This is a genomic window from Streptomyces sp. NPDC059989 (assembly GCF_042736975.1).
Classification (GTDB): domain Bacteria; phylum Actinomycetota; class Actinomycetes; order Streptomycetales; family Streptomycetaceae; genus Streptomyces.
Genome location: NZ_JBHWUO010000040.1, coordinates 19,935 through 44,388 on the forward strand (window position 1 = coordinate 19,935; position 24,454 = coordinate 44,388).

General features: G+C 72.2%; 21 protein-coding genes and 1 other RNA gene. 16 read left to right on the plus strand and 6 right to left on the minus strand.

Annotated features, from left to right (window positions below):
- Positions 1-207 precede the first annotated feature (207 nt).
- Complete coding sequence (locus ACFWBN_RS28955) at positions 208-1,971, plus strand: protein kinase (protein ID WP_385181038.1); 1,764 nt, start codon at positions 208-210, stop codon at positions 1,969-1,971.
- Positions 1,972-2,132: 161 nt separating this feature from the next.
- Positions 2,133-3,395 carry a serine/threonine-protein kinase gene (locus tag ACFWBN_RS28960; RefSeq protein ID WP_385181040.1) on the plus strand — a complete coding sequence of 421 codons (1,263 nt, stop codon included), beginning with the start codon at positions 2,133-2,135 and terminating at the stop codon, positions 3,393-3,395.
- 166 nt (positions 3,396-3,561) lie between these two features.
- On the opposite strand, the gene ACFWBN_RS28965 is transcribed toward ACFWBN_RS28960, so the two are convergent.
- Complete coding sequence (locus ACFWBN_RS28965) at positions 3,562-4,563, minus strand: isopenicillin N synthase family dioxygenase (protein WP_385181042.1); 1,002 nt, start codon at positions 4,561-4,563, stop codon at positions 3,562-3,564.
- A 326-nt stretch (positions 4,564-4,889) separates the two neighbouring features.
- On the opposite strand from ACFWBN_RS28965, the gene prfB reads away from it, so the two are divergent.
- Complete coding sequence (gene prfB, locus ACFWBN_RS28970) at positions 4,890-5,999, plus strand: peptide chain release factor 2 (protein WP_385181045.1); 1,110 nt, start codon at positions 4,890-4,892, stop codon at positions 5,997-5,999.
- 91 nt (positions 6,000-6,090) lie between these two features.
- Here the strand turns inward: prfB and ACFWBN_RS28975 are convergent, their stop codons facing one another.
- Positions 6,091-6,282, minus strand: coding sequence for a hypothetical protein (locus tag ACFWBN_RS28975; RefSeq protein ID WP_385181048.1), 192 nt, complete (start codon positions 6,280-6,282; stop codon positions 6,091-6,093).
- Between the two features lie 225 nt (positions 6,283-6,507).
- Between ACFWBN_RS28975 and ftsE the strand changes: the two genes are divergently transcribed.
- From ftsE to ssrA, 5 genes are all read left to right on the plus strand, one after another.
- Positions 6,508-7,197, plus strand: coding sequence for a cell division ATP-binding protein FtsE (gene ftsE / locus ACFWBN_RS28980; protein ID WP_069923855.1), 690 nt, complete (start codon positions 6,508-6,510; stop codon positions 7,195-7,197).
- Positions 7,198-7,214: 17 nt separating this feature from the next.
- Positions 7,215-8,183, plus strand: coding sequence for a permease-like cell division protein FtsX (gene ftsX / locus ACFWBN_RS28985; protein ID WP_385181052.1), 969 nt, complete (start codon positions 7,215-7,217; stop codon positions 8,181-8,183).
- A gap of 67 nt (positions 8,184-8,250) precedes the next feature.
- Positions 8,251-9,435, plus strand: a complete 1,185-nt coding sequence (locus tag ACFWBN_RS28990) for a S41 family peptidase (RefSeq protein ID WP_385181055.1) — start codon at positions 8,251-8,253, stop codon at positions 9,433-9,435.
- Positions 9,436-9,453: 18 nt separating this feature from the next.
- The gene (smpB, locus tag ACFWBN_RS28995; RefSeq protein ID WP_030161337.1) at positions 9,454-9,939 is read left to right on the plus strand and encodes an SsrA-binding protein SmpB; all 486 of its coding nucleotides are present in this window, start codon (positions 9,454-9,456) and stop codon (positions 9,937-9,939) included.
- Positions 9,940-10,021: 82 nt separating this feature from the next.
- Positions 10,022-10,410, plus strand: a transfer-messenger RNA (tmRNA) gene (ssrA, locus tag ACFWBN_RS29000).
- Between the two features lie 58 nt (positions 10,411-10,468).
- On the opposite strand, the gene ACFWBN_RS29005 is transcribed toward ssrA, so the two are convergent.
- The 3 genes from ACFWBN_RS29005 to ACFWBN_RS29015 form a co-directional block, all read right to left on the minus strand.
- Positions 10,469-10,726, minus strand: a complete 258-nt coding sequence (locus tag ACFWBN_RS29005) for a Txe/YoeB family addiction module toxin (RefSeq protein ID WP_319198016.1) — start codon at positions 10,724-10,726, stop codon at positions 10,469-10,471.
- Positions 10,723-10,998: a type II toxin-antitoxin system Phd/YefM family antitoxin gene (locus tag ACFWBN_RS29010; RefSeq protein WP_385181059.1), complete on the minus strand. Its 276-nt coding sequence runs from the start codon at positions 10,996-10,998 to the stop codon at positions 10,723-10,725. The genes ACFWBN_RS29005 and ACFWBN_RS29010 overlap by 4 nt, the downstream gene beginning before the upstream one ends.
- A 105-nt stretch (positions 10,999-11,103) precedes the next feature.
- The gene (locus ACFWBN_RS29015) at positions 11,104-12,402 is read right to left on the minus strand and encodes an MFS transporter (protein WP_385181062.1); all 1,299 of its coding nucleotides are present in this window, start codon (positions 12,400-12,402) and stop codon (positions 11,104-11,106) included.
- A gap of 84 nt (positions 12,403-12,486) precedes the next feature.
- Here ACFWBN_RS29015 and ACFWBN_RS29020 point away from each other — a divergent pair, with 84 nt between their 5' ends.
- The 8 genes from ACFWBN_RS29020 to ACFWBN_RS29055 all read left to right on the plus strand — a co-directional run bounded on the left by ACFWBN_RS29020 (position 12,487) and on the right by ACFWBN_RS29055 (position 22,565).
- A complete protein-coding gene (locus tag ACFWBN_RS29020) occupies positions 12,487-13,452 on the plus strand; it encodes a LysR family transcriptional regulator (protein WP_385181064.1) in 966 nt (321 codons plus the stop codon).
- A gap of 97 nt (positions 13,453-13,549) precedes the next feature.
- On the plus strand, positions 13,550-14,920 hold the full coding sequence (locus tag ACFWBN_RS29025; protein ID WP_385181067.1) for an MFS transporter: 1,371 nt from the start codon (positions 13,550-13,552) through the stop codon (positions 14,918-14,920).
- A gap of 111 nt (positions 14,921-15,031) precedes the next feature.
- Positions 15,032-16,195, plus strand: coding sequence for a uroporphyrinogen-III synthase (locus tag ACFWBN_RS29030; protein WP_385181070.1), 1,164 nt, complete (start codon positions 15,032-15,034; stop codon positions 16,193-16,195).
- A 31-nt stretch (positions 16,196-16,226) separates the two neighbouring features.
- The gene (locus tag ACFWBN_RS29035) at positions 16,227-16,775 is read left to right on the plus strand and encodes a GNAT family N-acetyltransferase (protein ID WP_385181073.1); all 549 of its coding nucleotides are present in this window, start codon (positions 16,227-16,229) and stop codon (positions 16,773-16,775) included.
- 324 nt (positions 16,776-17,099) lie between these two features.
- Positions 17,100-17,660, plus strand: coding sequence for a CGNR zinc finger domain-containing protein (locus ACFWBN_RS29040; protein WP_385181077.1), 561 nt, complete (start codon positions 17,100-17,102; stop codon positions 17,658-17,660).
- Positions 17,661-17,775: 115 nt separating this feature from the next.
- Positions 17,776-20,082 (plus strand): HelD family protein, encoded by a 2,307-nt coding sequence (locus ACFWBN_RS29045; protein WP_385181080.1) that lies wholly within the window; start codon positions 17,776-17,778, stop codon positions 20,080-20,082.
- 457 nt (positions 20,083-20,539) lie between these two features.
- Positions 20,540-21,943 carry an NAD-dependent malic enzyme gene (locus ACFWBN_RS29050; RefSeq protein WP_385181083.1) on the plus strand — a complete coding sequence of 468 codons (1,404 nt, stop codon included), beginning with the start codon at positions 20,540-20,542 and terminating at the stop codon, positions 21,941-21,943.
- 340 nt (positions 21,944-22,283) lie between these two features.
- On the plus strand, positions 22,284-22,565 hold the full coding sequence (locus ACFWBN_RS29055) for an HU family DNA-binding protein (protein ID WP_007264399.1): 282 nt from the start codon (positions 22,284-22,286) through the stop codon (positions 22,563-22,565).
- Positions 22,566-22,869: 304 nt separating this feature from the next.
- Here ACFWBN_RS29055 and murA read toward each other — a convergent pair whose 3' ends face one another.
- Positions 22,870-24,210 carry a UDP-N-acetylglucosamine 1-carboxyvinyltransferase gene (gene murA, locus ACFWBN_RS29060; RefSeq protein ID WP_385181084.1) on the minus strand — a complete coding sequence of 447 codons (1,341 nt, stop codon included), beginning with the start codon at positions 24,208-24,210 and terminating at the stop codon, positions 22,870-22,872.
- Between the last annotated feature and the right edge of the window lie 244 nt (positions 24,211-24,454).

Consider the following 24,454-nt stretch of genomic DNA (forward strand, 5'->3'; position numbering starts at 1 on the left):
TGATCTTGATCGGTCGCGGGTCGGTACGGAGGCGAGGAAAGAGGAGGAAAATCGCCTCCGGCATACCCCGCAAACATCACCCTTCGTACATATGTGCGGCAACCAACCTTCGGCACCCGGCGTCTTCCACAGGGACACCCCCTAGAGTGGGCCGGAAAACCCATCAGCGGATCGACCACGACAGACGACAGCAGGGGAGCGCGAGACGTGCGGCCAGTCGGCAGCAAATATCTGCTCGAGGAGCCGCTCGGGCGCGGCGCCACGGGCACCGTCTGGCGTGCCCGCCAGAGGGAGACCGCCGGCGCCGAGGCGGCCGTCGCCGGGCAGCCCGGCGAGACCGTGGCCATCAAGGTCCTCAAGGAGGAGCTGGCCCAGGACGCGGACATCGTCATGCGCTTCCTGCGCGAGCGCTCGGTCCTGCTGCGCCTGACGCACCCCAACATCGTGCGCACGCGCGACCTCGTCGTCGAGGGCGATCTGCTGGCCCTGGTCATGGACCTGATCGACGGCCCGGACCTGCACAAGTACCTCCGCGAGAACGGCCCCTTCACGCCGGTCGCGGCGGCCCTGCTCACCGCCCAGATCGCGGACGCGCTCGCCGCCAGCCACGCCGACGGCGTGGTCCACCGCGACCTGAAGCCCGCCAACGTGCTGCTCGACGAGCGCGCCGGCCAGATGAAGCCGATGCTCACCGACTTCGGCATCGCCCGCCTCGCGGACTCCCCGGGCCTGACCCGCACCCACGAGTTCGTCGGCACCCCGGCCTACGTCGCCCCCGAGTCCGCCGAGGGTCGCCCGCAGACCTCCGCCGTCGACATCTACGGCGCCGGCATCCTGCTCTACGAGCTCCTCACCGGCCGCCCGCCGTTCGGCGGCGGCAGCGCGCTCGAAGTGCTGCACCGGCACCTCAGCGAGGAGCCGCAGCGGCCCTCGACCGTGCCCGAGGCGCTGTGGACCGTCATCGAGCGGTGCCTGCGCAAGGAGCCGAACGAGCGCCCCAGCGCCGAGAGCCTGGCCCGCGGCCTGCGCGTGGTCGCCTCCGGCATCGGCGTGCACAGCGCCCCCGCCGAGGTGGAGGCCGCGCTCGGCGTCGGCGCGCTGCTCGCGCCCGACCCCTCGCCCGCGCCCGTCCCCGTCACGCCGGGGGCCGCGGACGCCACCCAGGTCCTGCCCGGGGGCGGCTCGCCCATGGGTGCCTACGACCCGAACGCCATGACCAGCGTCATGCCGCCGGTCGGCGCGGCCGACGCCACCTCCGTGCTGCCGAGCACCGGACCCGCGGGGGCCGATCCGACCTCGGTCATGCCCCCGGTGGAGCGCCCGGACCAGCCGCACCCGTGGCAGTCGCAGATGCGGGCCGCCCGCGACCGCAACGAGCAGACGCAGATGCAGTACCTCGACCCGAGCGAGGACCCGCTGCGCCGCCGCCCGCAGCGCCAGGCGCCCCCGCCGCCGCAGTACCAGCCGCAGCAGCCGCCGCCGCAGCAGTACCGGCAGGGGCCTCCGCAGCAGCCGTACCAGCAGGGGCAGGGGCAGGGGCAGTACCAGCAGCCTCCGCAGCAGCAGCCGCAGTACCGGCAGCAGCAGCCGCCGCCGCAACAGCAGCAGTACGCGCCCCCGCCGCCGCCCCAGCACTACCAGCCGCAGCAGCACCAGCCCCAGCCCTACCAGCAGCCCCAGGCGCCCCGGCAGCAGCCCCCGCAGGCCCCGCCGCCCCGGCAGCAGGCCCCGCGTGAGCCGCGCCGCCGCAGCGCCAACCCGGTGCGGATCCCCGGCCTCGGCTGCCTCAAGGGCTGCCTGGTCATGATCCTGCTGTTCTTCGTGGCGGGCTGGCTGGTCTGGGAGCTGACCCCGCTCCAGGAGTGGGTCGGCACCGGCAAGGGATGGTGGGACCAGGTGTGGACCTGGGGCTCCGACGCCGTCGACTGGGTGAGCGCCATCGGGGACGCCGCGGGGTCCAACACGCCCTGACCGGACCCCTGTAGCGCCGAGTTCGTGGATTTGTCGACTTCTGGGGCAGGTTTTCGCCCGCAGAAGTGAAGGTCGCCGCGAATCCGGCCCCCTGCTGGCCTCCAACCCCCACCCGGCCGCGTAGCTTTGGGTGCGTTGGGCCAGCCGCTGAGGGAGCAGTCGTGGCACGGAAGATCGGCAGCCGGTACACCGCGCACCAGATCCTGGGGCGGGGCAGCGCGGGCACGGTGTGGCTGGGCGAGGGGCCTGACGGGCCCGTCGCCGTCAAACTGCTGCGCGAGGACCTCGCGTCCGACCAGGAGCTGGTCGGACGCTTCGTCCAGGAGCGCAGCGCGCTGCTCGGCCTGGAGCACCCGCACGTGGTCTCCGTCCGCGACCTCGTCGTCGACGGGAACGACCTCGCCCTCGTCATGGACCTCGTACGCGGTACGGACCTGCGCACGCGCCTCGACCGGGAGCGGCGGCTCGCCCCCGAGGCGGCCGTGGCGATCGTCGCGGACGTGGCCGACGCGCTGGCGGCGGCGCACGCGGCCGGGGTGGTCCACCGGGACGTCAAGCCGGAGAACGTCCTGCTGGACATGCAGGGGCCGCTCGGGCCGGGCGGGGCGCATCCGGCGCTGCTGACCGACTTCGGCGTGGCCAAGCTCATCGACACCCCGAAGCGGGCCTCCGGGGCCGGGGGGCGGGCTACCGCTCCGACGACCCGGATCATCGGCACGCCGGACTACCTGGCTCCGGAGATCGTCGAGGGGCTGCCCCCGCGGGCGGCGGTCGACATATACGCCCTGGCCACCGTCCTCTACGAGCTGCTGGCCGGGTTCACGCCCTTCGGCGGGGGACACCCGGGTGCGGTGCTGCGGCGGCACGTCACGGAGACGGTCGTCCCGCTGCCCGGGATCCCCGACGAGCTGTGGCAGCTGATCGTGCAGTGCCTGGCGAAGGCCCCGGCCTCGCGGCTGCGCGCCTCGGAACTCTCGGTCCGCCTGCGGGACCTCCTCCCCCTGTTGGCCGGGATGCCGCCGCTGGACGTGGACGAGCCGGACGACGCGGAGCCGGAGCCGGGTCCTTCGGACGATCCGGCCGCCGCCGCCGATCCGGTACGGCGGCGGGGAGTGGTCCCGCTCGTCCCGGGCTCGGCGACGGACTCCAACCGGGACACCCACACCTCGATGAGGGTGCCGGGGCCGGACGAGCTGGCGGGCGGCGCGCTGGGCACGGCCCGGGTCCCGCGGCCGGCCGGCGGCCACCGGCCGGGCTCCGCCCGGCACCGGGCGGAGGCGGCCCGCAAGCGGAGGCTGGTGCTGACGGCATCGGCGGTGGCCCTGGCGGCCGCGATCGGCCTGGGCACGTGGTTCGCCGTCTCCGGCGACGACTCCCCGCCCCCTCCGCAGGACAGCAAACAGTCGGTCCCGGCAAGGCCATAGCCCGTAGGCGGCGCCGCACCTCTCCAGCCTCGCCGGCGTTTGAGGCGCGGGGGTCCGGGGGCGGAGCCCCTGGCAGCGGTGCCGCGCCTGGCGGGCGGCATCAGCCACATCCAGTCCCGCCCGGGCGGAGCCGAGGGGCAGCCGGCGGGCCCCGCGCCCCCGGCCGCTACGCGCCGACCAGCTCCGGGTGCCAGCGGCGGGCCACCGCCGGGTGGGCGCGGACCCAGCCCTTGAGCTCGTTGCGCCCGTACTCCGCGTGCAGGGGGTTCGACGCGTCGTGTGCGATGCCCGGCGCCGAGCGGAGGTAGTCGCCCGGGACCGTTTCGACGACCGCGTCGAGCCGCGGGTTGTAGAAGAACGGCACCGAGTACCGCTCCACCGCGCCCGGCGGGCTGACCACCCGGTGGTCCGTGGCCGTCAGGTAGCCCTCCGTCGCGATCTCCAGCAGCTCGCCCAGGTTCACCACGAACGCCCCGGGAAGCGGAGGCACGTCCAGGTAGCCGCCGTCCCGGACCACCTGCAGGCCGCCCACCGAGTCCTGGAGGAGCAGCGTCAGGAAGCCGTAGTCCTTGTGCGCGCCCACGCCCTGGTCGGCGCCCGACGGGGCGGAGCCCGGGTAGCGGATCAGCTTCGTGTGCAGGTGGGGGCGGTCCGCGAAGGCCGCGTCGAAGAAGTCCGCGGGAGCCCCGATCGAGGCCAGCAGCTCCTGGAGCAGCCGGTGGGCCACGCCCGCCAGGCGCGACTGCCAGTCCAGGACCACCGTACGGAGCTCCGGGAGGGCGGCCGGCCACTGGTTCGGGCCCTCCAGCCACAGGTACGGCGGGTCGTGCGGCCCCACCGCCGGCGCGGGCCGCTCCGCGCCCACGTCCAGCTGGTCCCGCCAGTCCGAGGCCCCGCCGGTCAGCTCGTGGCCGATCCGGGTGTAGCCGCGGAAGTGCGGGGAGTTCAGATTGCTCACGGCAAGCCGGTCGGCCTCCGGGAGCGCGAAGAAAGCCCTGGTCAGGTCCAGGATGCGGGCGCTCTCGGCGGCGGTGACGCCGTGCCCGGTGAGGTGCAGGAAACCGGTGTCCCTGGCCGCTGCGTGCAGCTGCTTCAGGAAGCCCGGCCGCAGCTCGGGGTCGTCGGCCTGCGAGAGGTCAAGGACGGGCAGGGTGTGCGCGGACGGCATGACGGCTCCGTTTCGGGATGTCACGGGTCCTGTTCCCCAGAGGTGGCGGGGGCCGCGGGTGGGGTGGGCCGCCGGCAGGGATGGCGCCGGGACGGCTCGGGCCGCGTACAGGACCAAGTCGGATCGGTGTGGATCAGGCTTGGGGATGGTCCGGCGGCTGACAGCTCGTCGTCGTGACACGCATGTGGTCCACATGGCGGCGCTTCACGAGGCGCACGACGGCGAGAACGGTCATACCGTGAGCGTACGCCCGTGCGACCGCCCGCCAGTACGGGTGAATCGGCCTGCCCGGACGGCCTTGTCCGGGGACCGGCTACGCTGGACCCGTGGCAGTCGTCGATGTTTCCGAAGAGCTGAAGTCCCTCTCCTCGACCATGGGGTCGATCGAGGCCGTCCTGGACCTCGACAAGCTGAGGGCAGATATCGCCGTGCTCGAGGAGCAGGCCGCCGCGCCGTCCCTGTGGGACGACCCGGACGCCGCTCAGAAGATCACGAGCAAGCTTTCGCACCTCCAGGCCGAGGTCCGCAAGACCGAGACCCTGCGCGGGCGCATCGACGACCTCGCGGTGCTGTTCGAGCTCGCCCAGGAGATGGACGACGCGGACACCCTCGCCGAGGCCGAGACCGAGCTGGTCTCCGTCCGCAAGGCGCTGGACGAGATGGAGGTCAGGACCCTCCTGTCCGGCGAGTACGCCGAGCGCGAGGCCCTGGTCAACATCCGCGCCGAGGCCGGCGGCGTCGACGCCTCCGACTTCGCGGAGCGCCTCCAGCGCATGTACCTGCGCTGGGCCGAGCGCCACGGCTACCCGACCGAGGTCTACGAGACCTCGTACGCGGAAGAGGCCGGCATCAAGTCGACCACCTTCGTGGTCAAGGCCCCGTACGCCTACGGCACCCTCTCCGTCGAGCAGGGAACGCACCGCCTGGTGCGCATCTCCCCCTTCGACAACCAGGGCCGCCGCCAGACCTCCTTCGCGGGCGTCGAGGTGCTGCCGGTCGTCGAGTCCAGCGACCACGTCGAGATCGACGAGGGCGAGCTGCGCATCGACGTGTACCGCGCCTCCGGCCCCGGCGGCCAGGGCGTCAACACCACCGACTCGGCGGTGCGCATCACGCACCTGCCGACCGGCATCGTGGTCTCCTGCCAGAACGAGCGCTCGCAGATCCAGAACAAGGCCAGCGCGATGAACGTGCTCCAGGCCAAGCTGCTGGAGCGGCGCCGCCAGGAGGAGCAGGCCAAGATGGACGCCCTCAAGGACGGCGGCAGCTCCTGGGGCAACCAGATGCGGTCCTACGTCCTGCACCCGTACCAGATGGTCAAGGACCTGCGGACGGAGTTCGAGGTCGGCAACCCGCAGGCGGTGCTCGACGGCGAGATCGACGGCTTCCTGGAGGCCGGGATCCGCTGGCGCAAGCAGCAGGAGCAGACCGCGTAATCTCCCCTACGTGCGAGAAAGGGCCCGGACACCAGAGGTGTCCGGGCCCTTCCCATGCGTGTGATCGGTACGCGGTACGCGGCTGCGCCGGCTAAGCCGTCTGCTGAGCCACCAGTACCAGAGCTGCCACGAGGATCACCATGAGCGCGATGAGCGCCACGGGGTTCAGGCCGGAGAAGGGGCCCTCCTGCTGGAGGCGCTCCCGGTTCGCCCGGCACACAGGGCAGCGGCCCTGGTTTACGGGTGCGGCGCAGTTCGCGCACACGAGCCGGTCATATGTCATGCGCTCCTCCTCTCGTCCCCATCTCTACAACGCAGCGGGGAACGAGACCGTTCCCCCTACCACTGTGCCAGCTTCGTCGGCGTTCGGCGCGGCCCGTCCGGTCAATCACACCCCGGACCGCCCGGGACCAGGGGATAAATGGGGCAACTCCGGATGCCGGGTCCACACCCCGCGCCCGTTCGCGTATGGTCACGCACACCTACTCCCGGCGACCGTGGTGCACCCGTGATCCGATTCGACAGCGTCTCCAAGTCCTACCCGAAGCAGAACCGTCCCGCACTCAGAGATGTCTCCCTCGACATCGCGAAGGGCGAGTTCGTCTTCCTGGTCGGCTCCTCCGGCTCCGGCAAGTCCACCTTCCTGCGGCTCATCCTGCGCGAGGAGCGGGCGAGCCACGGCCAGGTCCACGTCCTCGGCAAGGACCTCGCCAAGCTCTCCAACTGGAAGGTCCCGCAGATGCGGCGCCAGCTGGGGACCGTGTTCCAGGACTTCCGCCTCCTGCCCAACAAGACGGTGGCCGAGAACGTCGCCTTCGCGCAGGAGGTCATCGGCAAGCCCAGGGGCGAGATCCGCAAGGCCGTCCCGCAGGTCCTCGAACTGGTCGGCCTCGGCGGGAAGGAGGACCGGATGCCCGGCGAGCTCTCCGGCGGCGAGCAGCAGCGCGTGGCCATCGCCCGCGCCTTCGTCAACCGCCCCGCCCTGCTGATCGCGGACGAGCCCACCGGCAACCTCGACCCGCAGACCTCCGTCGGCATCATGAAGCTGCTGGACCGGATCAACCGGACCGGCACCACCGTCATCATGGCGACGCACGACCAGCAGATCGTGGACCAGATGCGCAAGCGCGTCATCGAACTCGAACAGGGCCGTCTCGTGCGCGACCAGTCGCGCGGCGTCTACGGCTACCAGCACTGAAAGGTCCCTGAGACGCAATGCGCGCCCAGTTCGTCATGTCGGAGATCGGCGTCGGTCTCCGTCGCAATCTCACCATGACCTTCGCGGTCATCATCTCCGTGGCCCTGTCGCTGGCCCTGTTCGGCGGCTCCCTGCTCATGCGCGAGCAAGTGAGCAGCATGAAGGGCTACTGGTACGACAAGGCCAACGTCTCGATCTACCTCTGCAACAAGCAGGACGCCCAGGACGCCAACGACGCCGCCGCGAAGACGGGCGGTACGGCGGCGGGTGCCCCGGGCGTCGCCGCCTGCGGCAAGGGCGCGGTGACCGAAGAGCAGAAGAAGCAGATCGAGACCGAGCTCAAGGGGATGTCCCTGGTCGAGTCCGTCGCCTACGAGTCGGCGGACGAGGCGTACAAGCACTACCAGGAGCAGTACGGCCACACCGCCCTGGCCTCCTCCATCACCCCGGACCAGATGCAGGAGTCCTTCCGGGTCAAGCTCAAGAACCCGGAGAAGTACAAGAGCGTCACCTCGGCCTTCACCGGCCGTGACGGCATCTACACCGTCGACGACCAGCGCCAGACCATCGACGAGCTCTTCAAGATCCTGAACTACCTGAACTACGCGGCGCTCGGCATCATGCTGGTCATGCTGATCGTGGCGCTGCTGCTGATCGTCAACACCGTGCGCGTCTCGGCCTTCAGCCGCAGGCGGGAAACCGGGATCATGCGGCTGGTGGGTGCCTCCAGCTTCTACATCCAGGTCCCCTTCATCATGGAGGCCGCCGTCGCCGGGCTCATCGGCGCGCTCTTCGCGTGCGCCATGCTCGTCTCCGGCCAGTACTTCGTGATCGACCACGGCGTCGGCCTGCGCGACAAGATCCAGATCATCGACTTCATGGGCTGGAGCTCGGTCATCGGCAAGCTGCCGTTCGTCCTCTTCATCGGCCTCCTGATGCCCTCCGTTGCCGCCTTCCTCGCCCTGCGCAAGTACCTGAAGGTGTGACAAGCACCCCGCGAGCGGTCCGGCCAACCATCCGTACCGGCGCGGGGCTTGTCCTAGACTCGGCGCCATGCCGGCTCTGCCCGCCTTCTGTCACCGGCCCCGCGACCTGAGTCGCGGGGCCGTTTTGACGTTGGCCTTCCTCGCGGCCGTGGGCACCGCCGGGACCATGGGCTGCTGGGACCGCGAGGACGCCGCGGCCGCCGCCCTGTCCGGCCGTACGGGGGCCACCGCGCCCGAAGCGCCCCGCGCGGCCGGCACCGCCGACCGGGAGGCCGTGGCCCGCGCCGCCGCCGAGGCCGTCGCGGAGGGGAAGTCGGGCAAGAAGGCCGCCCAGGAGGTGGTCAGCCGCAGCGGCGACCGCTGGGGCACCGTCTACGACCAGGGCGAGTACGCCGCCTTCACCGAGGGCCTCGACGGCCACTGGACCGGCGTCGGGCTCTGGGCCTTACGCGGTGGCGACGGCCGGATCACGGTCGACAAGGTGCAGCCCGCCGGCCCCGCCGCCCGGGCCGGCCTGCGCGCCGGGGATCGGCTGCTGAGCGTCGACGGGCACGCCGTCACCGGCCTGGCCGTCGCCGATGTGATCTCCCTGCTGCGCGGCGAGGCCGGCACCCCCGTCGTACTGAACCTGAGCCGCGACGGCGCCGACCTCACCGAGACGGTCCGCCGCGAGCAGCTGCGCACCGAGCCGGTGACCGTACGGCAGCTGTCCGGCGGCATCACCGTCATCAAGGTGGCCTCCTTCACCCGCGGCTCGGGCGAGCGGGTCAGGGCCGCCGTCCGCGCGGCCCCGCCCGGCGCCGGGGTCATGCTCGACCTGCGCGGCAATCCGGGCGGGCTGGTCGCCGAGGCGGTGACCGCCGCCTCCGCCTTCCTCGACGGCGGGCTGGTGGCGACGTACGACGTACGGGGCGACCAGCGCGCCCTCTACGCGGAGCCGGGCGGGGACACCGCCAGGCCGCTGGTGGCCCTGGTCGACGGCGGCACGATGAGCGCGGCCGAGCTGGTGACGGGCGCCCTCCAGGACCGCGGCCGGGCGGTGGCGGTCGGCAGCCGGACCTTCGGCAAGGGCTCGGTGCAGATGCCGACCGAGCTCCCGGACGGCTCGGTGGCCGAGCTGACGGTGGGCACCTACCGCACCCCGGGCGGCCGCAGCCTGGACGGCAGCGGCATCACGCCCGACCTGGCCGCGGGCGAGGGAGTCGAGGAGCGGGCCGCTCAGGTATTGGGTGGCCTCGGGGTGGGTCCGTAGTGCGAAAATGACCGCACTATGGCTAAGGAAAAAGGGCGCAAGCTGATCGCCCAGAACAAGAAGGCGCGGCACGACTACACGATCATCGACACCTACGAGTGCGGCCTCGTGCTCACGGGTACCGAGGTCAAGTCCCTGCGCCAGGGCCGTGCCTCGCTGGTGGACGGCTTCGTGTCGGTGGAGAGCGGGGAGGCCTGGCTCTACAACGTGCACGTGCCGGAGTACAGCCAGGGCACCTGGACCAACCACAGCGCCCGCCGCAAGCGCAAGCTCCTGCTGCACCGCGAGGAGATCGACAAGCTGGACTCGAAGACCGGCGAGACGGGCAACACGATCGTGCCGCTCTCGCTGTACTTCAAGGACGGCCGGGCGAAGGTCGAGATCGCGCTGGCGAAGGGCAAGAAGGAGTACGACAAGCGCCAGGCGCTGCGCGAGAAGCAGGACACGCGCGAGACGAACCGGGTGATCTCGGCCGTGAAGCGCAAGGAGCGCGGTCAGCTGTAATCTCCTGGCATCCCGTGGTCCACTTCGCGTACCATGGCGTCAGCACCGCCCCACGGGGTGGAGCACCTTGTTAAAAAAACATGGGGATGATCGGTTTCGACAGCGGATGTCGATGCAGGGGAAGCGAGCCGAGGAAGCGGCAATGATCTCGCTAACCACATGTCGCAAAAAATAATCGCCAACTCCAAGAGCGATAACTCCCGCTTCACCCTCGCTGCCTAATAACAGTGAGCTGAAGCCTCTGTGAGGAGCGTCAGCCCGGAAGTGGTCCCGGTCCGGATCCTGGCGTCAATTAGGGATCTAAACCTCTAGCCCCGGTCACGGGGGTTGGAGGGAAATCAAACAGTGACTGAGCCCGTCGGAGACTTGTCCGTGTGATCTCCGGGGCCGAGAAAAGCGCAGCGGACTGCGCTCGGAGAAGCCCTGCTTCTGCACCGTTGGACGCGGGTTCGATTCCCGCCATCTCCACTCATCCCATGTGGGCAAAGGCCCCGCAGCCTCTCGGCTGCGGGGCTTTCGTCATGCCGGATCAGTAGTGGTAGCGAGCCTTGAGGATCTTGACTTCCTTCTCGTCCGCCCGGTAGACGAGACGGTGCTCGTCGTCGATCCGGCGGGACCAGTAGCCCGACAGTTCGCCCTTCAGCGGTTCGGGCTTGCCGATTCCGGTGAACGGGTCACGCTGGATCTCGCCGATCAGCCGGGTGATTCTGCGGGCCATTTTCCGGTCCGAGGCGAGCCAGAAGAGGAAGTCCTCCCACGCGTCGGAGTCGAAGTGCACGCTCCTCACTCCTCGCCGCCGGCCAAGTCCCGTAGCTCGTCCATCGTTTTGGCGACGGTGGACGACCCTGCCCGGTCGCGAGCCACGGCCTCCATCAGGCGCTGGGCGTTGGCGGGGGAGCGCAGCAGGTAGACGGTTTCCTGCCAGGAGTCGTAGTCGTCGGCAGACATGAGGACGGCGTCGCCGTTGCGCGAGGTGATGCGCACGGGGGCGTGGTCGGTGTTGACACGCTCGATGAGCGGAAAGAGGCTCGCCCGTGCCTCGCTGGCGCTTATGGACATGGTCTACGCTCCCATCCAGACGGCTGGTACCGATTTACGGTACCAGATAGGTACCTAAATCTTGTACCAGAAGGGCCCCGCAGCCTCTCGGCTGCGGGGCCTTCGTCATGCGCGGCCGGGCCGGGCGGCCCGTCCCGTCCCGGCGGTCGCGAGGGCGAGCAGCGCGGCCGCCGCGGGCAGCAGGTAGGCCGCGGCCGGGCCGATGTGGTCGACCGCCAGGCCCGCCGTGGCCGAACCGGCCGCGATGCCCGCGAGGATGGCGGTGACCGCGAGGGTCATGCCCTCGTTGAGGCGCCCCTCGGGGGTGCGGGCGTGCACCCGGGACATCGCGGTGACCATCGTCGGGGCCGTGGCCATGCCGGCCAGCAGCAGGGCCGCGGCGAGGGCGGGGACGGAGCCGGTGGCCGCCGCGGCCCACGGCAGGGTCATGAGCGCGGCCAGCGCGCACACGCAGGCCCGCAGCGAGCGGGGCCGCAGGGTGCCGTAGAGCAGGCCGGCCGCGCAGGAGCCCGCCGCCTGGAGGGCGAGGACCGGGCCGGAGGCGGCGCCCAGGCCCTGGGCGTCGAGGTAGGCGATCGAGGTGACCTCCATCGAGCCGAACACCAGGCCCAGGGCGAGGAAGAGGGCGAGCAGCGGCCCCAGGGCCCGTACGGGGGAGCCGCCCCGGGCCGTCGCGTCCCGCGTCACCGGCGGCTCGGTGGCGCGCTGGGCGGTGAAGAGCAGCATGCCGCCGAGGAACAGGACCGCGCCCGCGAGGGTGCCCGCCTCGGGGAAGACGGCGGTGCACAGGAAGGCGGCCAGCACCGGGCCGAGCATGAAGCACAGCTCGTCGGCGGCCTGCTCGAAGGACATCGCCGTGTGGTGGGCGGCCGGGGCGCCGCGCAGCAGGTGGGTCCAGCGGGCGCGGGACATGCCGCCGATGTTGGGGGTGGTGGCGGTCGCGGCGTACGAGGCGAAGAGGGTCCAGGCGGGGGCCTGCGTACGGACGCACACGATCAGGGAGAGGGAGCCGAGGACCGCGATCAGGGTGGCCGGGACGGCGATCCTGGCCTGGCCGTGGCGGTCGACCAGCCGGGCGGTCCACGGAGCGACCAGCGCGGTGGCGGCCATCCCGGTCGCCGTGACCGCGCCCGCGAGGGCGTACGAGCCGCGCTGCCCGGCGATCATCATGACCGCGCTGACAGCGAACATGCCCATGGGGAGCCGCGCGAGCAGGTTCCCCGCGGTGAAGGCGCGGGTGCCGGGCAGGGCGAACAGGCGGCGGTACGGCCCCTGGGCGCGGCGCGACCGGCCCGGGCCCGCGGCACGAGCGGGGGCGGGGGCGGCCGGGGCGGTGATGACGAGGGTGCTGCCGGTGACGGTCATGCGGGGCGTACGGGCGGTGGCCGCGGCGGTGGAGGGCATGGGAAAAGCCTCCGGCCCGCCCCCCGCCACCGTCCAACACCTGCTGAGGACCCATTCACGCCTCTGCGTTGTTAGTCTCCGCAGGTGAAAACCCGTGACGTGGAACCCCGGCTGCTGCGCGGATTCGTCGCCGCCGCCGAGGAACTGCACTTCACCCGCGCCGCCGCCCGCCTGTTCCTCGCCCAGCAGGCGCTGAGCCGGGACATCCGCCGCCTCGAACAGACCCTGGGCGCCGCGCTGTTCGCACGGACCACCCGCGCCGTCGAGCTCACCGCCGACGGGGAGCGGCTGCTGCCGCTCGCCCGCCGCGTGCTGGCCGCGCACGAGGAGCTGGCCGGCGCCTTCACCGCCCCCCGGGCGCTGCTCGTCGACCTGAACACCGACGGCCCGAGCACCGGGCGCCGGGTCCTGGAGCGCGCCCGCGAACTCGCCCCGGGCCAGGAGCTGATGGCCCGCTTCGAGAGCGGGCTGACCCACGCCGCCGCCGAGATCGCCGCGGGGCGCCTGGACGTGTCCTTCGGGTACGTCCAGGGGCTCGACCCGGCGCTGCGGGCCAAGCTCGCGCACCGGCCCGTACGGTACGAGCCGCTGGCCGTGCTGCTGCCCGAGGGGCATCCGCTGAGCGCGCGGGCGGCCGTGGAGCTGGACGCGCTCGCCGGGGAGACCGTGTACGCCGGGGACGGGAATCCGCGGACCCTGGAGTGGACCGGGCTGGCGCGCGAGCTGTTCGCCGGGCGGGGGATCGCGCTCGCGCCGCCCGCGCCGGTGGCGGTCGGCAAGGAGGAGTTCCGGCGGGTCATGGCCAAGACCGGCAATCCGGTGCTGGTCACCGTCGACTTCCTCGACATGCCCGGGTGCGTGAAGCGGCCGCTGACCGACCCCGTGCCGCTGTCCCCGCTGTCGATGGTGTGGCGCAAAGGATTCGGCCACCCCGGGCTGGACGCGCTGCACGAGGCCGCCGCCGGGCTCACGGCCGCGTGCGGCTGGCTGGACGTGCCCTCGGGAAGCTGGCGCCCCGCCGCGCTCACACGCGGCCCGGCCGGTGGGTGAGAGCAAGGTTTCCCACCGGTCATCCGGCGGGGACCGAGGCCGAAACGCGCCGTTCCTACGGTCGTCACCACGGACGCGACAGCTGTGGAGGCGAGCGATGACCGGTACGACCGCACCGCGCAAGGGGGGCCGCTGGATCGAGCGGTGGGATCCCGAGGACGAGACGTTCTGGAAGGAGACGGGGGAGCGGACCGCCCGCCGCAACCTCGTCTACTCCGTGCTCTCCGAGCACATCGGGTTCTCCATCTGGTCGCTGTGGTCCGTGATGGTCCTCTTCATGGGCCCGCAGTACGGGATCGACCCGGCCGGGAAGTTCTCCCTCATCGCGACCGCCACGCTGGTCGGATCCGTGGTGCGGGTGCCCTACACCTTCGCCGTCGCCCGCTTCGGCGGCCGGAACTGGACCGTCGTCAGCGCCCTGCTGCTTCTCGCCCCGACCGTGGCCGCGCTGGTGGTCATGGAGCCCGGGACCTCGTACGGCACCTTCCTGGCGGTGGCGGCCCTCACCGGTGTCGGCGGCGGCAACTTCGCCTCCTCGATGACCAACATCAACGCCTTCTTCCCGCTCCGCAAGAAGGGCTGGGCGCTCGGGCTGAACGCGGGCGGCGGCAACATCGGCGTGCCGGTGGTACAGCTCGCCGCGCTGCTGGTCATCGGGACCGCCGGGGCCGGACACCCGCGGCTGCTGCTCGCGGCGTACATCCCGCTGATCGTGGTCGCCGCGGCGCTGGCCGCCCTGCGGATGGACAACCTGGCGCCCGTGCGCAACGACACCGGCGCGGTGCGCGAGGCGGTCCGCGAGCCGCACACCTGGATCATGGCGTTCCTGTACATCGGCACCTTCGGGTCCTTCATCGGCTACAGCTTCGCCTTCGGGCTGGTGCTCCAGACGCAGTTCGGCCGCACCCCGCTCCAGGCGGCCTCGCTGACCTTCATCGGGCCGCTGCTCGGCTCGCTGATCAGGCCGCTGGGCGGGGGGCTCGCGGACCGGTTCGGCGGGGCGCGGATCACGCTCGCCACCTTCGTGGCGATGGCCGCGGCGACCGGGGTCGTCGTCTTCGCCTCGGTCCGGGAGTCGCTGCCGGTGTTCCTCGTCGGGTTCGTGTCGCTGTTCGTCCTGAGCGGGCTCGGCAACGGATCGACGTACAAGATGATCCCCGGGATCTTCCAGGCGAAGGCACTGGCCCGCGGCATGAGCGGCGAGGGCGCGGCCGCGTACGGGCGACGGCTGTCGGGCGCCGCCATGGGGCTGATCGGCGCGGTGGGCGCGCTCGGCGGGCTCGGCATCAACCTCGTCTTCCGGGAGGCCTTCCTGAGCTCCGGGTCGGGGACGTCCGCCTTCGTGACCTTCCTCGGCTTCTACGCGGTCGCCTGCGGCGTGACGTGGGCGGTATACCTTCGCCGGCCCGCCACCGTGATCGTTCCGGAGCCGGGGGCGGCCGCGAAGCCGCAGCTCACCTCGGTGTAACAGCGCTTTACCGCGCCGAAATGCTGCGGAACCGAGCCTGACACGCCGACTTGGCAGGCTCGGTTCCGCTCCCGCGATGCGCTACCGACCCACTGGGCAAGGCAGGTCACCATGGACGAGGTCAGGAACACCGGACCGGACACCGGTCCGCTCGCGGGCTTCACCGTCGGGGTCACCGCCGCCCGCCGGGCCGACGAGCTGATCGCCCTGCTGCGCCGCCGCGGGGCCGCCGTACTGCACGCGCCCGCACTGCGGATCGTGCCGCTGGCCGACGACAGCGAGCTGCTCGCCGCCACCAAGGAGCTGATCGCCTGCGCGCCGGACGCGGTGGTCGCCACCACCGCCATCGGGTTCCGCGGCTGGATCGAGGCCGCCGACGGGTGGGGGATCGGCGAGGAGCTGCTGGAGCGGCTGCGGTCCACCGAACTGCTCGCGCGCGGCCCGAAGGTGAAGGGCGCGATCCGGGCCGCCGGGCTGGTGGAGGACTGGTCCCCGGAGTCGGAATCCCTCGCCGAGGTACTGGAACGGCTGCTGTCGGCCGGGGTGGCCGGACGGCGGATCGCGCTCCAGCTGCACGGGGAGCCCCTGCCCGGGTTCGTCGAGGCGCTGCGGGCCGGCGGGGCCGAGGTGGTGGTGGTCCCGGTGTACCGGTGGATGGCGCCGGAGGATCTCGGTCCGCTGGACCGGCTGCTGGACGCGGTGGTCGGCGGCGGGGTGGACGCGGTCAGCTTCACCTCGGCCCCGGCGGCGGCCTCGCTGCTGTCCCGGGCCGAGGAGCGGGGGGTGCACGGGGCCGTACTGGAGGCCTTGCGGGGCCGGGTGCTGTCGGCGTGCGTGGGGCCGGTGACCGCGCTGCCGTTGCAGGGGCACGGGGTGGACACGGTGCAGCCGGAGCGGTTCCGGCTGGGCCCGCTGGTCCAGCTGCTCTGCCAGGAGCTGCCGGGCCGGGCCCGGGTGCTGCCGGTGGGCGGGCACCGGGTGGAGATCCGGGGGCACGCGGTGCTGGTCGACGCCGAGCTGCGGCCGGTGCCGCCGGCCGGGATGGCCCTGCTGCGGGCGCTGGCCCGGCGGCCGGGGTGGGTGGTCTCGCGGGCGGACCTGCTGCGGGCGCTGCCGGGGGCGGGGCGCGACGAGCACGCCGTGGAGACGGCGATGGCCCGGCTCAGGGCCGCGCTGGGGGCGCCGAAGCTGATCCAGACGGTGGTCAAGCGGGGGTACCGGTTGTCGCTGGACGCGGGCGGAGAGGTCAAGTACGGGGGCGCTCCGCTGGGTTGAGCCGCTGCGGGCGGGCCGTTAGCGTACCGGGATGATCATTGACGGGGTGGAGATGAGGGGCGTCGCGCTCGACGATGCCGCGGGGCTGGCCGAGGCGTTCGCACGCAACCGGGCGTACATGGCCCCCACCGAGCCGGTGCGGACGGACGCCTACTACACGGAGCGGGGGCAGTTGGCCCGCATCGAGGGACTGCTTGCGGACCGGGACGGGGGCCGGCTGGTCCCGTACGTGTTCGCCGAGACGGCGACCGGTGCGATCGTCGGTGCGATCAACCTCGGGTCGATCGAGCTCGGGCCGCTGTGCAGCGGGGGCGTGGGCTACTGGGTCGACCAGGCCTGGAACGGCAAGGGGCTGGCCACCGCGGCCGTGTTGGAGGTCTGCCGGGTCGCCCGCGACGAGGTGGGCCTGCACCGGGTGGAGGCGGGGACCCTGCTGGACAACTTGGCGTCGCAGCGGGTGCTGGCGAAGGCGGGCTTCGAGCCGTTCGGCGTCGCGCCGCGGTACCTCCACATCAACGGTGCCTGGCGGGACCACCGGCTGTTCCAGCGCCTCCTCCACGACTCGCCCCCACCGGCTTAGTCGGGACGCGGATCCCGAGCCCGTCTGCGGCGCCGCTGCCGGGGGCTCCGCCCCCGGACCCTCCCCCAGACTCCGTCCGGGGGGACCCCCAGCGCCTCAAACGCCGGCGGGGCTGAAATTGCCCTGCGGGCAATCCAGCCGCACCTGGCGGGCGGCATCAGCCAAATCCAGCCTCGCCGGCGTTTGAGGCGCGGGGTCTGGGGCGGAGCCCCAGCAGCGGAGCGGCAACCCGCGACCCCCGGAGGGACCGGTTCGGGGGGTTCCGCTGCGGAGCGGCGCGCGGCACTCTGGGGAGGCGCCCCACGACGCGAGGCGGTGACGGGCATGCGGTTCGACTCCGGCCGGGTCTGCCTGGACCTGGTGGCCACATTCGCCCCCCACGAGGGGATCCGGGACGGCGACGAGCTGCGGCTGTGGCTCGCCGGGGCCGGGCTGGTGCCCGACCGGACGCCGCTCGCCCGGGTCGGCCCGGACTGGGTCGCGGCCTTCCGGGCGCTGCGCGCCGACGTGGAGGTCCTCGTACGGGCGGAGCTGGACGGGACCGATCCCGACGAGCCGGCCCTCGCCCGGGTCAACGCGCTGGCCGCCGGACCACCCCCGGGCCTGTGTGCCGTACGGGACCAGGAAGGCCACCTCGTCCGGGAGTTGTGCGGCGGCGTGGAGTGCGGCGCGCTGCTCGCCGCCGTCGCCCGGGACGCCGTCGAGCTGCTGACCGACCCCGGCGAGCGGGCCCTGCTGCGCGCCTGCGAGGGCGACGGCTGCACCCGCGTCTACCTGGACACTTCCCGCGGCCACCGCCGCCGCTGGTGCTCCAGCGAGCTCTGCGGCAACCGCGAGCGCGTCGCCCGGCACCGCCGCAGGGCCCTGGCCGCGGGATCCGTGTAGCCGCTCCGGAGCCGGTTCGTATCCGGTCCGTGGTCGGTTCCGGAACGGGCGTGCGGACAGGGTGCCGATTCGCGTACGGTTGACGGTCGCCCATGCACGTCAGAAGGGGGCCTTGGTGGCCGCGCAGAATGCCGCTGTCGACAGCACGGCGGATTCCGTCCGAGATCGGGAGATCGCGGTCGAGCAGACGCATCTCGACCAGGTGTACCGACGCCTTGAGGAGAAGATCCACGAGGCCGAGTTCCTGATGAACGACGCCGCCAAGCGCGGGCAGGTCGGGACGCCCGGCGCCCTCGCCGAGCGCGACGCGCAGGTCTTCCGGGCGGGCATCCACCTGAACCGGCTGAACAACGAGTTCGAGGACTTCCTCTTCGGCCGCGTCGACCTGGTGCTGGGCAAGGACGGGGAGCGCGGCGCGGACGGCGCCTACACCTCCGTCGAGCCCGCCGACGACGCGATCCGCGGCGATCTGACGGCGGACATCGCCGAGACCCTGCACATCGGGCGCATCGGCGTGCTCGACGCCGACTACTCGCCGCTGGTCATCGACTGGCGCGCGCCCGCCGCCGCGCCGTTCTACCGCTCCACGCCGAAGGATCCCGGCCGCGTGGTGCGCCGCCGCGTCATCCGCTCCAAGGGCCGCAAGGTGCTCGGCGTCGAGGACGACCTGATGCGCCCCGAGGTCACCGCCTTCCTGGAGGGCACGGAGCTGCCCGTCATCGGCGACGGCGCCCTGATGGCCGCGCTCGGCCGGGCCCGCACGCACTCGATGCGCGACATCGTCTCCTCCATCCAGGCCGAGCAGGACATGGTGATCCGGGCCCCCGCAGCCTCGGTCGCCGAGGTCGCGGGCGGGCCCGGCACCGGCAAGACCGCCGTCGCCCTGCACCGCGCCGCCTACCTGCTCTACCAGGACCGGCGCCGCTACTCCGGCGGCATCCTGATCGTCTCCCCGACCCCGCTGCTCGTCGCGTACACCGAGGGCGTGCTGCCCTCCCTCGGCGAGGAGGGCCAGGTCGCCATCCGGGCGCTCGGCTCGCTGGTCGACGGCGCGGAGGCGACCACGTACGACGATCCGCCCGTGGCCCGCGTCAAGGGCTCCTCGCGGATGCTCAAGGTGCTGCGCAAGGCCGTACGGGGCGCCCTGGAGCTCGGCAACGCCCCCGACCGGCTGCGCGTGGTCGCCTTCGGCCGCCGCCAGGAGCTGGAGGCCGGCGAGCTGAACCGGATCCGGCAGAACGTGCTCAGCGGCACCGCGCCCGTCAACCTGCTGCGCCCGCGCGCCCGCAAGCTGCTGCTCGACGCCCTCTACGCGAAGTCCGGCGGCGCCGGCCGGCACAGCGACCCGGAGCTGGCCGCCGAGCTGCGCTCCGCCTTCGACGAGGACATCTCCACCGAGGACGACTTCATCGGCTTCCTGAACGCCTGGTGGCCCGAGCTGACCCCGCGCGGGGTGCTGGCCGCGATGGCCGACGAGCGCAGGCTCGGCCGCTGGTCGCGCCGGGACCTGAACCCGCGCGAGACCCGCATGCTGGCCCGCTCGCTGCGCCGGGTCGGCCCGGACGGCAAGGGCCCCCTGTCGGTGCACGACGTGGCGCTGCTGGACGAGCTCCAGCAGCTGCTCGGCGCCCCCGCGCGGCCCAAGCGGAAGCGGGAGATGGACCCCCTGGACCAGCTCAGCGGGCTGGAGGAGCTGATGCCGACCCGCGAGGAGACCCAGTGGGAGCGGGCCGAGCGGCTCGCGGCGGAGCGCACCGAGTACGCGCACGTCATCGTCGACGAGGCCCAGGACCTGACGCCGATGCAGTGGCGGATGGTGGGCCGCCGGGGCCGGATGGGCACCTGGACGGTGGTCGGCGACCCGGCGCAGTCCTCCTGGACCGACCCGGACGAGGCGGCCGCGGCCCGCGACGAGGCCCTGGGGTCCCGGCCGCGCCGGCGGTTCACGCTGACGGTGAACTACCGCAACCCGGCGGAGGTCGCCGAGGTCGCCTCGCGGGTGCTGCGCCTGGCGATGCCCGGCATGGAGCCGCCGTCGGCGGTGCGCTCCACGGGCCTGGAGCCCCGTTTCACGGCCGCGAAGGGCGATCTGGGCACGGCCGTACGGGAGGAGACCCGCAGGCTGCTGGACCAGGTGGACGGCACGGTGGGCGTGGTCGTGGCCATGGACCGGCGCGCGGAGGCGGCGGGCTGGCTCGCCGACCTCGGCGGGCGGGCGGTGGCGCTGGGCAGCCTGGAGGCCAAGGGCCTGGAGTACGACGCCACGGTGGTCGTCTCCCCGGCGGAGATCGCGGACGAGTCCCCGGCGGGCCTGCGGGTGCTGTACGTGGCGCTGACGCGCGCGACGCAGCAGCTGACGGTGGTCTCCGCGGACCGGGACAAGCCGGGCGCGGACGGGGTGCCGGAACTGCTGCTGCCGTAGCGGACCGGGGGCCGGCCGGGGGCGGGCCGGGTCGCATAGGGCCGTATGGTCCGCGGCCAGGAGCGTGGTGCTCGAAACGGACTTCGAGCACGGGGATGACATCGGGCGATCCTTTGTTAGCCTGGGTACGGCACCGACTCGATCCAAGCCCCCGGGCCCAACCTTCGTCGCTTAGAGCGACCACTTGCCGCGAGGCGAGCATGGCGGGTCGGTGTCATAGACGAATAACCAGGTCCGCGCCCTCCACCTGTGGGGGGCGCGGACCTGTTTTGTATGGACCCACTGTTCCGAACACCCCTGGTATCTCGTATGGTGGAAGAGTCTTTCCGAAATTTGTAGCTGGTTACCTTGTACCGGCTGGTAGGTGGGACGATCGGACAACAGGTCCTGCCACACCCGCCGTGTGCCGGGCCCTGTGTGTACAAGCGAAAACCAGGGACAGAAGAGGAACACGGCCATGGCAACGGCGCCCAGCGTCTCGTATTCGATGACGGTCCGCCTGGAAGTGCCCGCGAGCGGAACCGCGGTCTCCCAGCTCACCACCGCCGTGGAGTCCTCCGGTGGTTCGGTCACCGGCCTCGACGTGACCGCCTCCGGCCACGAGAAGCTCCGGATCGACGTCACCATCGCCGCGACCTCCACCGCGCACGCGGACGAGATCGTCGAGAAGCTGCGCGGGATCGAGGGCGTCAGCCTCGGCAAGGTCTCCGACCGCACCTTCCTGATGCACCTCGGCGGCAAGATCGAGATGGCGTCCAAGCACCCCATCCGCAACCGCGACGACCTCTCGATGATCTACACCCCGGGCGTGGCCCGCGTGTGCATGGCGATCGCCGAGAACCCCGAGGACGCCCGCCGCCTCACCATCAAGCGCAACTCCGTCGCAGTCGTGACGGACGGCTCCGCCGTACTGGGCCTGGGCAACATCGGCCCGATGGCCGCGCTGCCCGTCATGGAGGGCAAGGCGGCCCTCTTCAAGCGCTTCGCCGGCATCGACGCGTGGCCGATCTGCCTCGACACCCAGGACTCCGACGAGATCGTCGCCATCGTCAAGGCGATCGCCCCGGGCTTCGCCGGCATCAACCTGGAGGACATCTCCGCGCCGCGCTGCTTCGAGATCGAGGCCCGGCTGCGCGAGGCCCTCGACATCCCCGTCTTCCACGACGACCAGCACGGCACCGCGATCGTCGTCCTCGCCGCCCTCACCAACGCACTTCGCGTGGTGGGCAAGGCAGTTGGCGACGTCAAGGTCGTCATGTCGGGCGCCGGCGCGGCCGGTACCGCCATCCTCAAGCTGCTCCTCGCGGCGGGCGTCAAGAACGCCGTCAGCGCCGACATCCACGGTGTCGTGCACGCGGACCGCCCCGACCTCGTCGACGCGGCCGCCGACTCCCCGCTGCGCTGGATCGCCGACAACACCAACCCCGAGGGCTACACGGGCACTCTGAAGGAGGCCGTGGTCGGCGCCGACGTCTTCATCGGCGTCTCGGCCCCCAACGTGCTCTCCGGCGAGGACGTGGCCGCCATGGCGGAAGGCGCGATCGTGTTCGCGCTCGCGAACCCGGACCCCGAGGTGGACCCGGCCGTCGCCCGCCAGACCGCCGCCGTCGTGGCCACCGGCCGCTCCGACTTCCCGAACCAGATCAACAACGTGCTGGTCTTCCCGGGTGTCTTCCGCGGCCTGCTGGACGCCCAGTCCCGCACCGTGAACACCGACATGATGCTGGCCGCCGCGAGCGCCCTGGCCGACGTCGTCGGCGAGGACGAGCTGAACGCGAACTACATCATCCCGTCGGTGTTCAACGACAAGGTCGCGGGTGCGGTCGCGGGCGCCGTCCGCAAGGCCGCCTCGGCCGGGTGACAGCCCCTGCGAGCGCCCTCACGGCCCGCTGATACCGGCGCGTCGCGAGATGCGGGCCCGGTGGGCCGCCTCTAGGGTTGCGGGGATGCCCGCGAGGTCCGCGGTCCGCACCGGCGTGTGAGCGAAGGCGTGGACGGAGCGTCACCGCGGCGTGACTGTGGCGCTTTTCGTGTGACCCCGGCGGGTGCCGGATTGGCTTTCCCGCCGCTGGTGGGGGCAGGATGCGTAACCGGGCGAGAGGGTCTGACGTTCAGACCCGGGTCCGGGGACTGTCCGAGGGCCCTGGCAGCATCGGCTTCGATCTCACGCCTCTAAGGCAAGTTGAACACGGGAGTACAACATGAACCGCAGTGAGCTGGTGGCCGCTCTGTCCGAGCGCGCCGAGGTGACCCGCAAGGACGCCGACGCCGTTCTGGCCGCGCTCGCCGAGACCGTCGGCGAGATTGTCGCCAAGGGCGACGAGAAGGTCACCATCCCCGGCTTCCTGACCTTCGAGCGCACCCACCGTGCCGCTCGCACCGCGCGCAACCCGCAGACCGGCGACCCCATCCAGATCCCGGCCGGCTACAGCGTGAAGGTCTCCGCGGGCTCCAAGCTCAAGGAAGCCGCCAAGGGCAAGTAGTCCTGCCCCCGGCGCCGAAGGCCGCACAGGCTTTTGGAACGGCGAGTACGGCAAGCAGTACGTAGAACGGCGAAGGGCGGCCACCCCAGGCGGGGCGGCCGCCCTTCGGCCTGTTCCGGGGCCCCCGCGCGCCGCTTGGGGGCCCTGGAGGGCCTGCGGGCGTACCGGCGGGCCGTGCGGGCCCCCAGCGGGGCCTGAGGGTCCGCCAGGCCCGGCGGAAGGGACGGGGAAGGGGCGGGGAGGGGACGGGAAAGCCCCCCGGCCCCTTGCGGGGCACGGGGGGCTTCGCGATGAGCCGCGGGGCTCAGACGAGGTCGCCGCCCGGGAGTTCGACCTTCGCGCCGAGCTCCACGAGCTTCTCCATGAAGTTCTCGTAGCCGCGGTTGATCAGGTCGATGCCGTGGACGCGCGAGGTGCCCTCGGCCGCCAGCGCCGCGATCAGGTACGAGAACCCGCCGCGCAGGTCGGGGATGACCAGGTCCGCACCCTGGAGCTTGGTGGGGCCGGAGACGACCGCCGAGTGCAGGAAGTTGCGCTGGCCGAAGCGGCAGGCCGAGCCGCCCAGGCACTCGCGGTACAGCTGGATGTGAGCACCCATCTGGTTGAGCGCCGAGGTGAAGCCGAGCCGGGACTCGTAGACCGTCTCGTGGACGATCGAGAGGCCGGTCGCCTGCGTCAGGGCCACCACGAGCGGCTGCTGCCAGTCGGTCTGGAAGCCGGGGTGCACGTCCGTCTCCAGCGCGATGGCGTTGAGCGGGCCGCCCGGGTGCCAGAAGCGGATGCCGTTGTCGTCGATCTCGAACGCCCCGCCGACGCGGCGGAAGGTGTTCAGGAACGTCATCATCGAGCGCTGCTGCGCCCCGCGGACGTAGATGTTGCCGCCGGTCGCCAGGGCCGCGGACGCCCAGGAGGCGGCCTCCAGCCGGTCCGGGAGCGCCTTGTGGTTGTAGCCGCCCAGCCGGTCCACACCCGTGATCCGGATGGTCCGGTCGGTGTCGACGGAGATGATCGCGCCCATCTTCTGCAGGACGCAGATGAGGTCCTCGATCTCCGGCTCCACCGCGGCGTTGCTGAGCTCGGTGACGCCCTCGGCCAGGACGGCCGTCAGCAGCACCTGCTCGGTCGAGCCGACCGACGGGTAGGGGAGGCGGATCTTGCAGCCGCGGAGGCGCTGCGGGGCCTCCAGGTACTGGCCGCCCTCGCGCTTCTCGATGGTCGCGCCGAACTGGCGGAGCACGTCGAAGTGGAAGTCGATCGGCCGGCCGCCGATGTCGCAGCCGCCCAGGCCCGGGATGAAGGCGTGGCCGAGGCGGTGCAGCAGGGGGCCGCAGAACAGGATGGGGATGCGGGAGGAGCCCGCGTGCGCGTCGATGTCGGCGACGTTCGCGCTCTCGACGTGGGTCGGGTCGAGCACCAGCTCGCCCGGCTCCTCGCCGGGGCGGACCGTCACCCCGTGCAGCTGGAGCAGCCCGCGGACGACGCGCACGTCACGGATGTCGGGAACGTTGCGCAGCCGGCTGGGTTCGCTGCCGAGCAGAGCGGCGACCATGGCCTTGGGCACGAGGTTCTTCGCGCCGCGGACACGGATCTCGCCCTCAAGCGGGGTGCCGCCGTGGACAAGCAGGACATCGTCGGTGACGGTCATGAATCTCGCGTTCCGAAGAGGGGTGGGCAGGGGGGCCAGGGAAAAGGGTAAGGGCCACCACCCCCTTGTTCGTAAGGGTGACGCGGCCGTATGACTGTCATGAATGAGACACAGCACCGTGTGTGTGCGCCAAGTGGCGGAGCGTTGCGTTCCGCCCGTGCTTCCCGTGCGCGCTCCTTCCTGCTGCCGTGCGCCCTGAGCTGCGTGAGATCCGATCTCCCCGCCCGCTCCCCGCAACGGGCGA

Coding starts and splice junctions, on each gene's coding strand:
- ACFWBN_RS29035 (WP_385181073.1), top strand. CDS start 16,227: ATGATCATTGACGGGGTGGAGATGAGGGGCGTCGCGCTCGACGATGCC.
- ACFWBN_RS29030 (WP_385181070.1), top strand. CDS start 15,032: ATGGACGAGGTCAGGAACACCGGACCGGACACCGGTCCGCTCGCGGGC.
- ACFWBN_RS29015 (WP_385181062.1), bottom strand. CDS start 12,402: ATGCCCTCCACCGCCGCGGCCACCGCCCGTACGCCCCGCATGACCGTC.
- ACFWBN_RS29055 (WP_007264399.1), top strand. CDS start 22,284: ATGAACCGCAGTGAGCTGGTGGCCGCTCTGTCCGAGCGCGCCGAGGTG.
- ACFWBN_RS29010 (WP_385181059.1), bottom strand. CDS start 10,998: ATGTCCATAAGCGCCAGCGAGGCACGGGCGAGCCTCTTTCCGCTCATC.
- ACFWBN_RS28975 (WP_385181048.1), bottom strand. CDS start 6,282: ATGACATATGACCGGCTCGTGTGCGCGAACTGCGCCGCACCCGTAAAC.
- ACFWBN_RS29025 (WP_385181067.1), top strand. CDS start 13,550: ATGACCGGTACGACCGCACCGCGCAAGGGGGGCCGCTGGATCGAGCGG.
- ACFWBN_RS28990 (WP_385181055.1), top strand. CDS start 8,251: ATGCCGGCTCTGCCCGCCTTCTGTCACCGGCCCCGCGACCTGAGTCGC.
- smpB (WP_030161337.1), top strand. CDS start 9,454: ATGGCTAAGGAAAAAGGGCGCAAGCTGATCGCCCAGAACAAGAAGGCG.
- ftsX (WP_385181052.1), top strand. CDS start 7,215: ATGCGCGCCCAGTTCGTCATGTCGGAGATCGGCGTCGGTCTCCGTCGC.
- murA (WP_385181084.1), bottom strand. CDS start 24,210: ATGACCGTCACCGACGATGTCCTGCTTGTCCACGGCGGCACCCCGCTT.
- ACFWBN_RS29040 (WP_385181077.1), top strand. CDS start 17,100: ATGCGGTTCGACTCCGGCCGGGTCTGCCTGGACCTGGTGGCCACATTC.
- ACFWBN_RS29050 (WP_385181083.1), top strand. CDS start 20,540: ATGGCAACGGCGCCCAGCGTCTCGTATTCGATGACGGTCCGCCTGGAA.
- ACFWBN_RS28965 (WP_385181042.1), bottom strand. CDS start 4,563: ATGCCGTCCGCGCACACCCTGCCCGTCCTTGACCTCTCGCAGGCCGAC.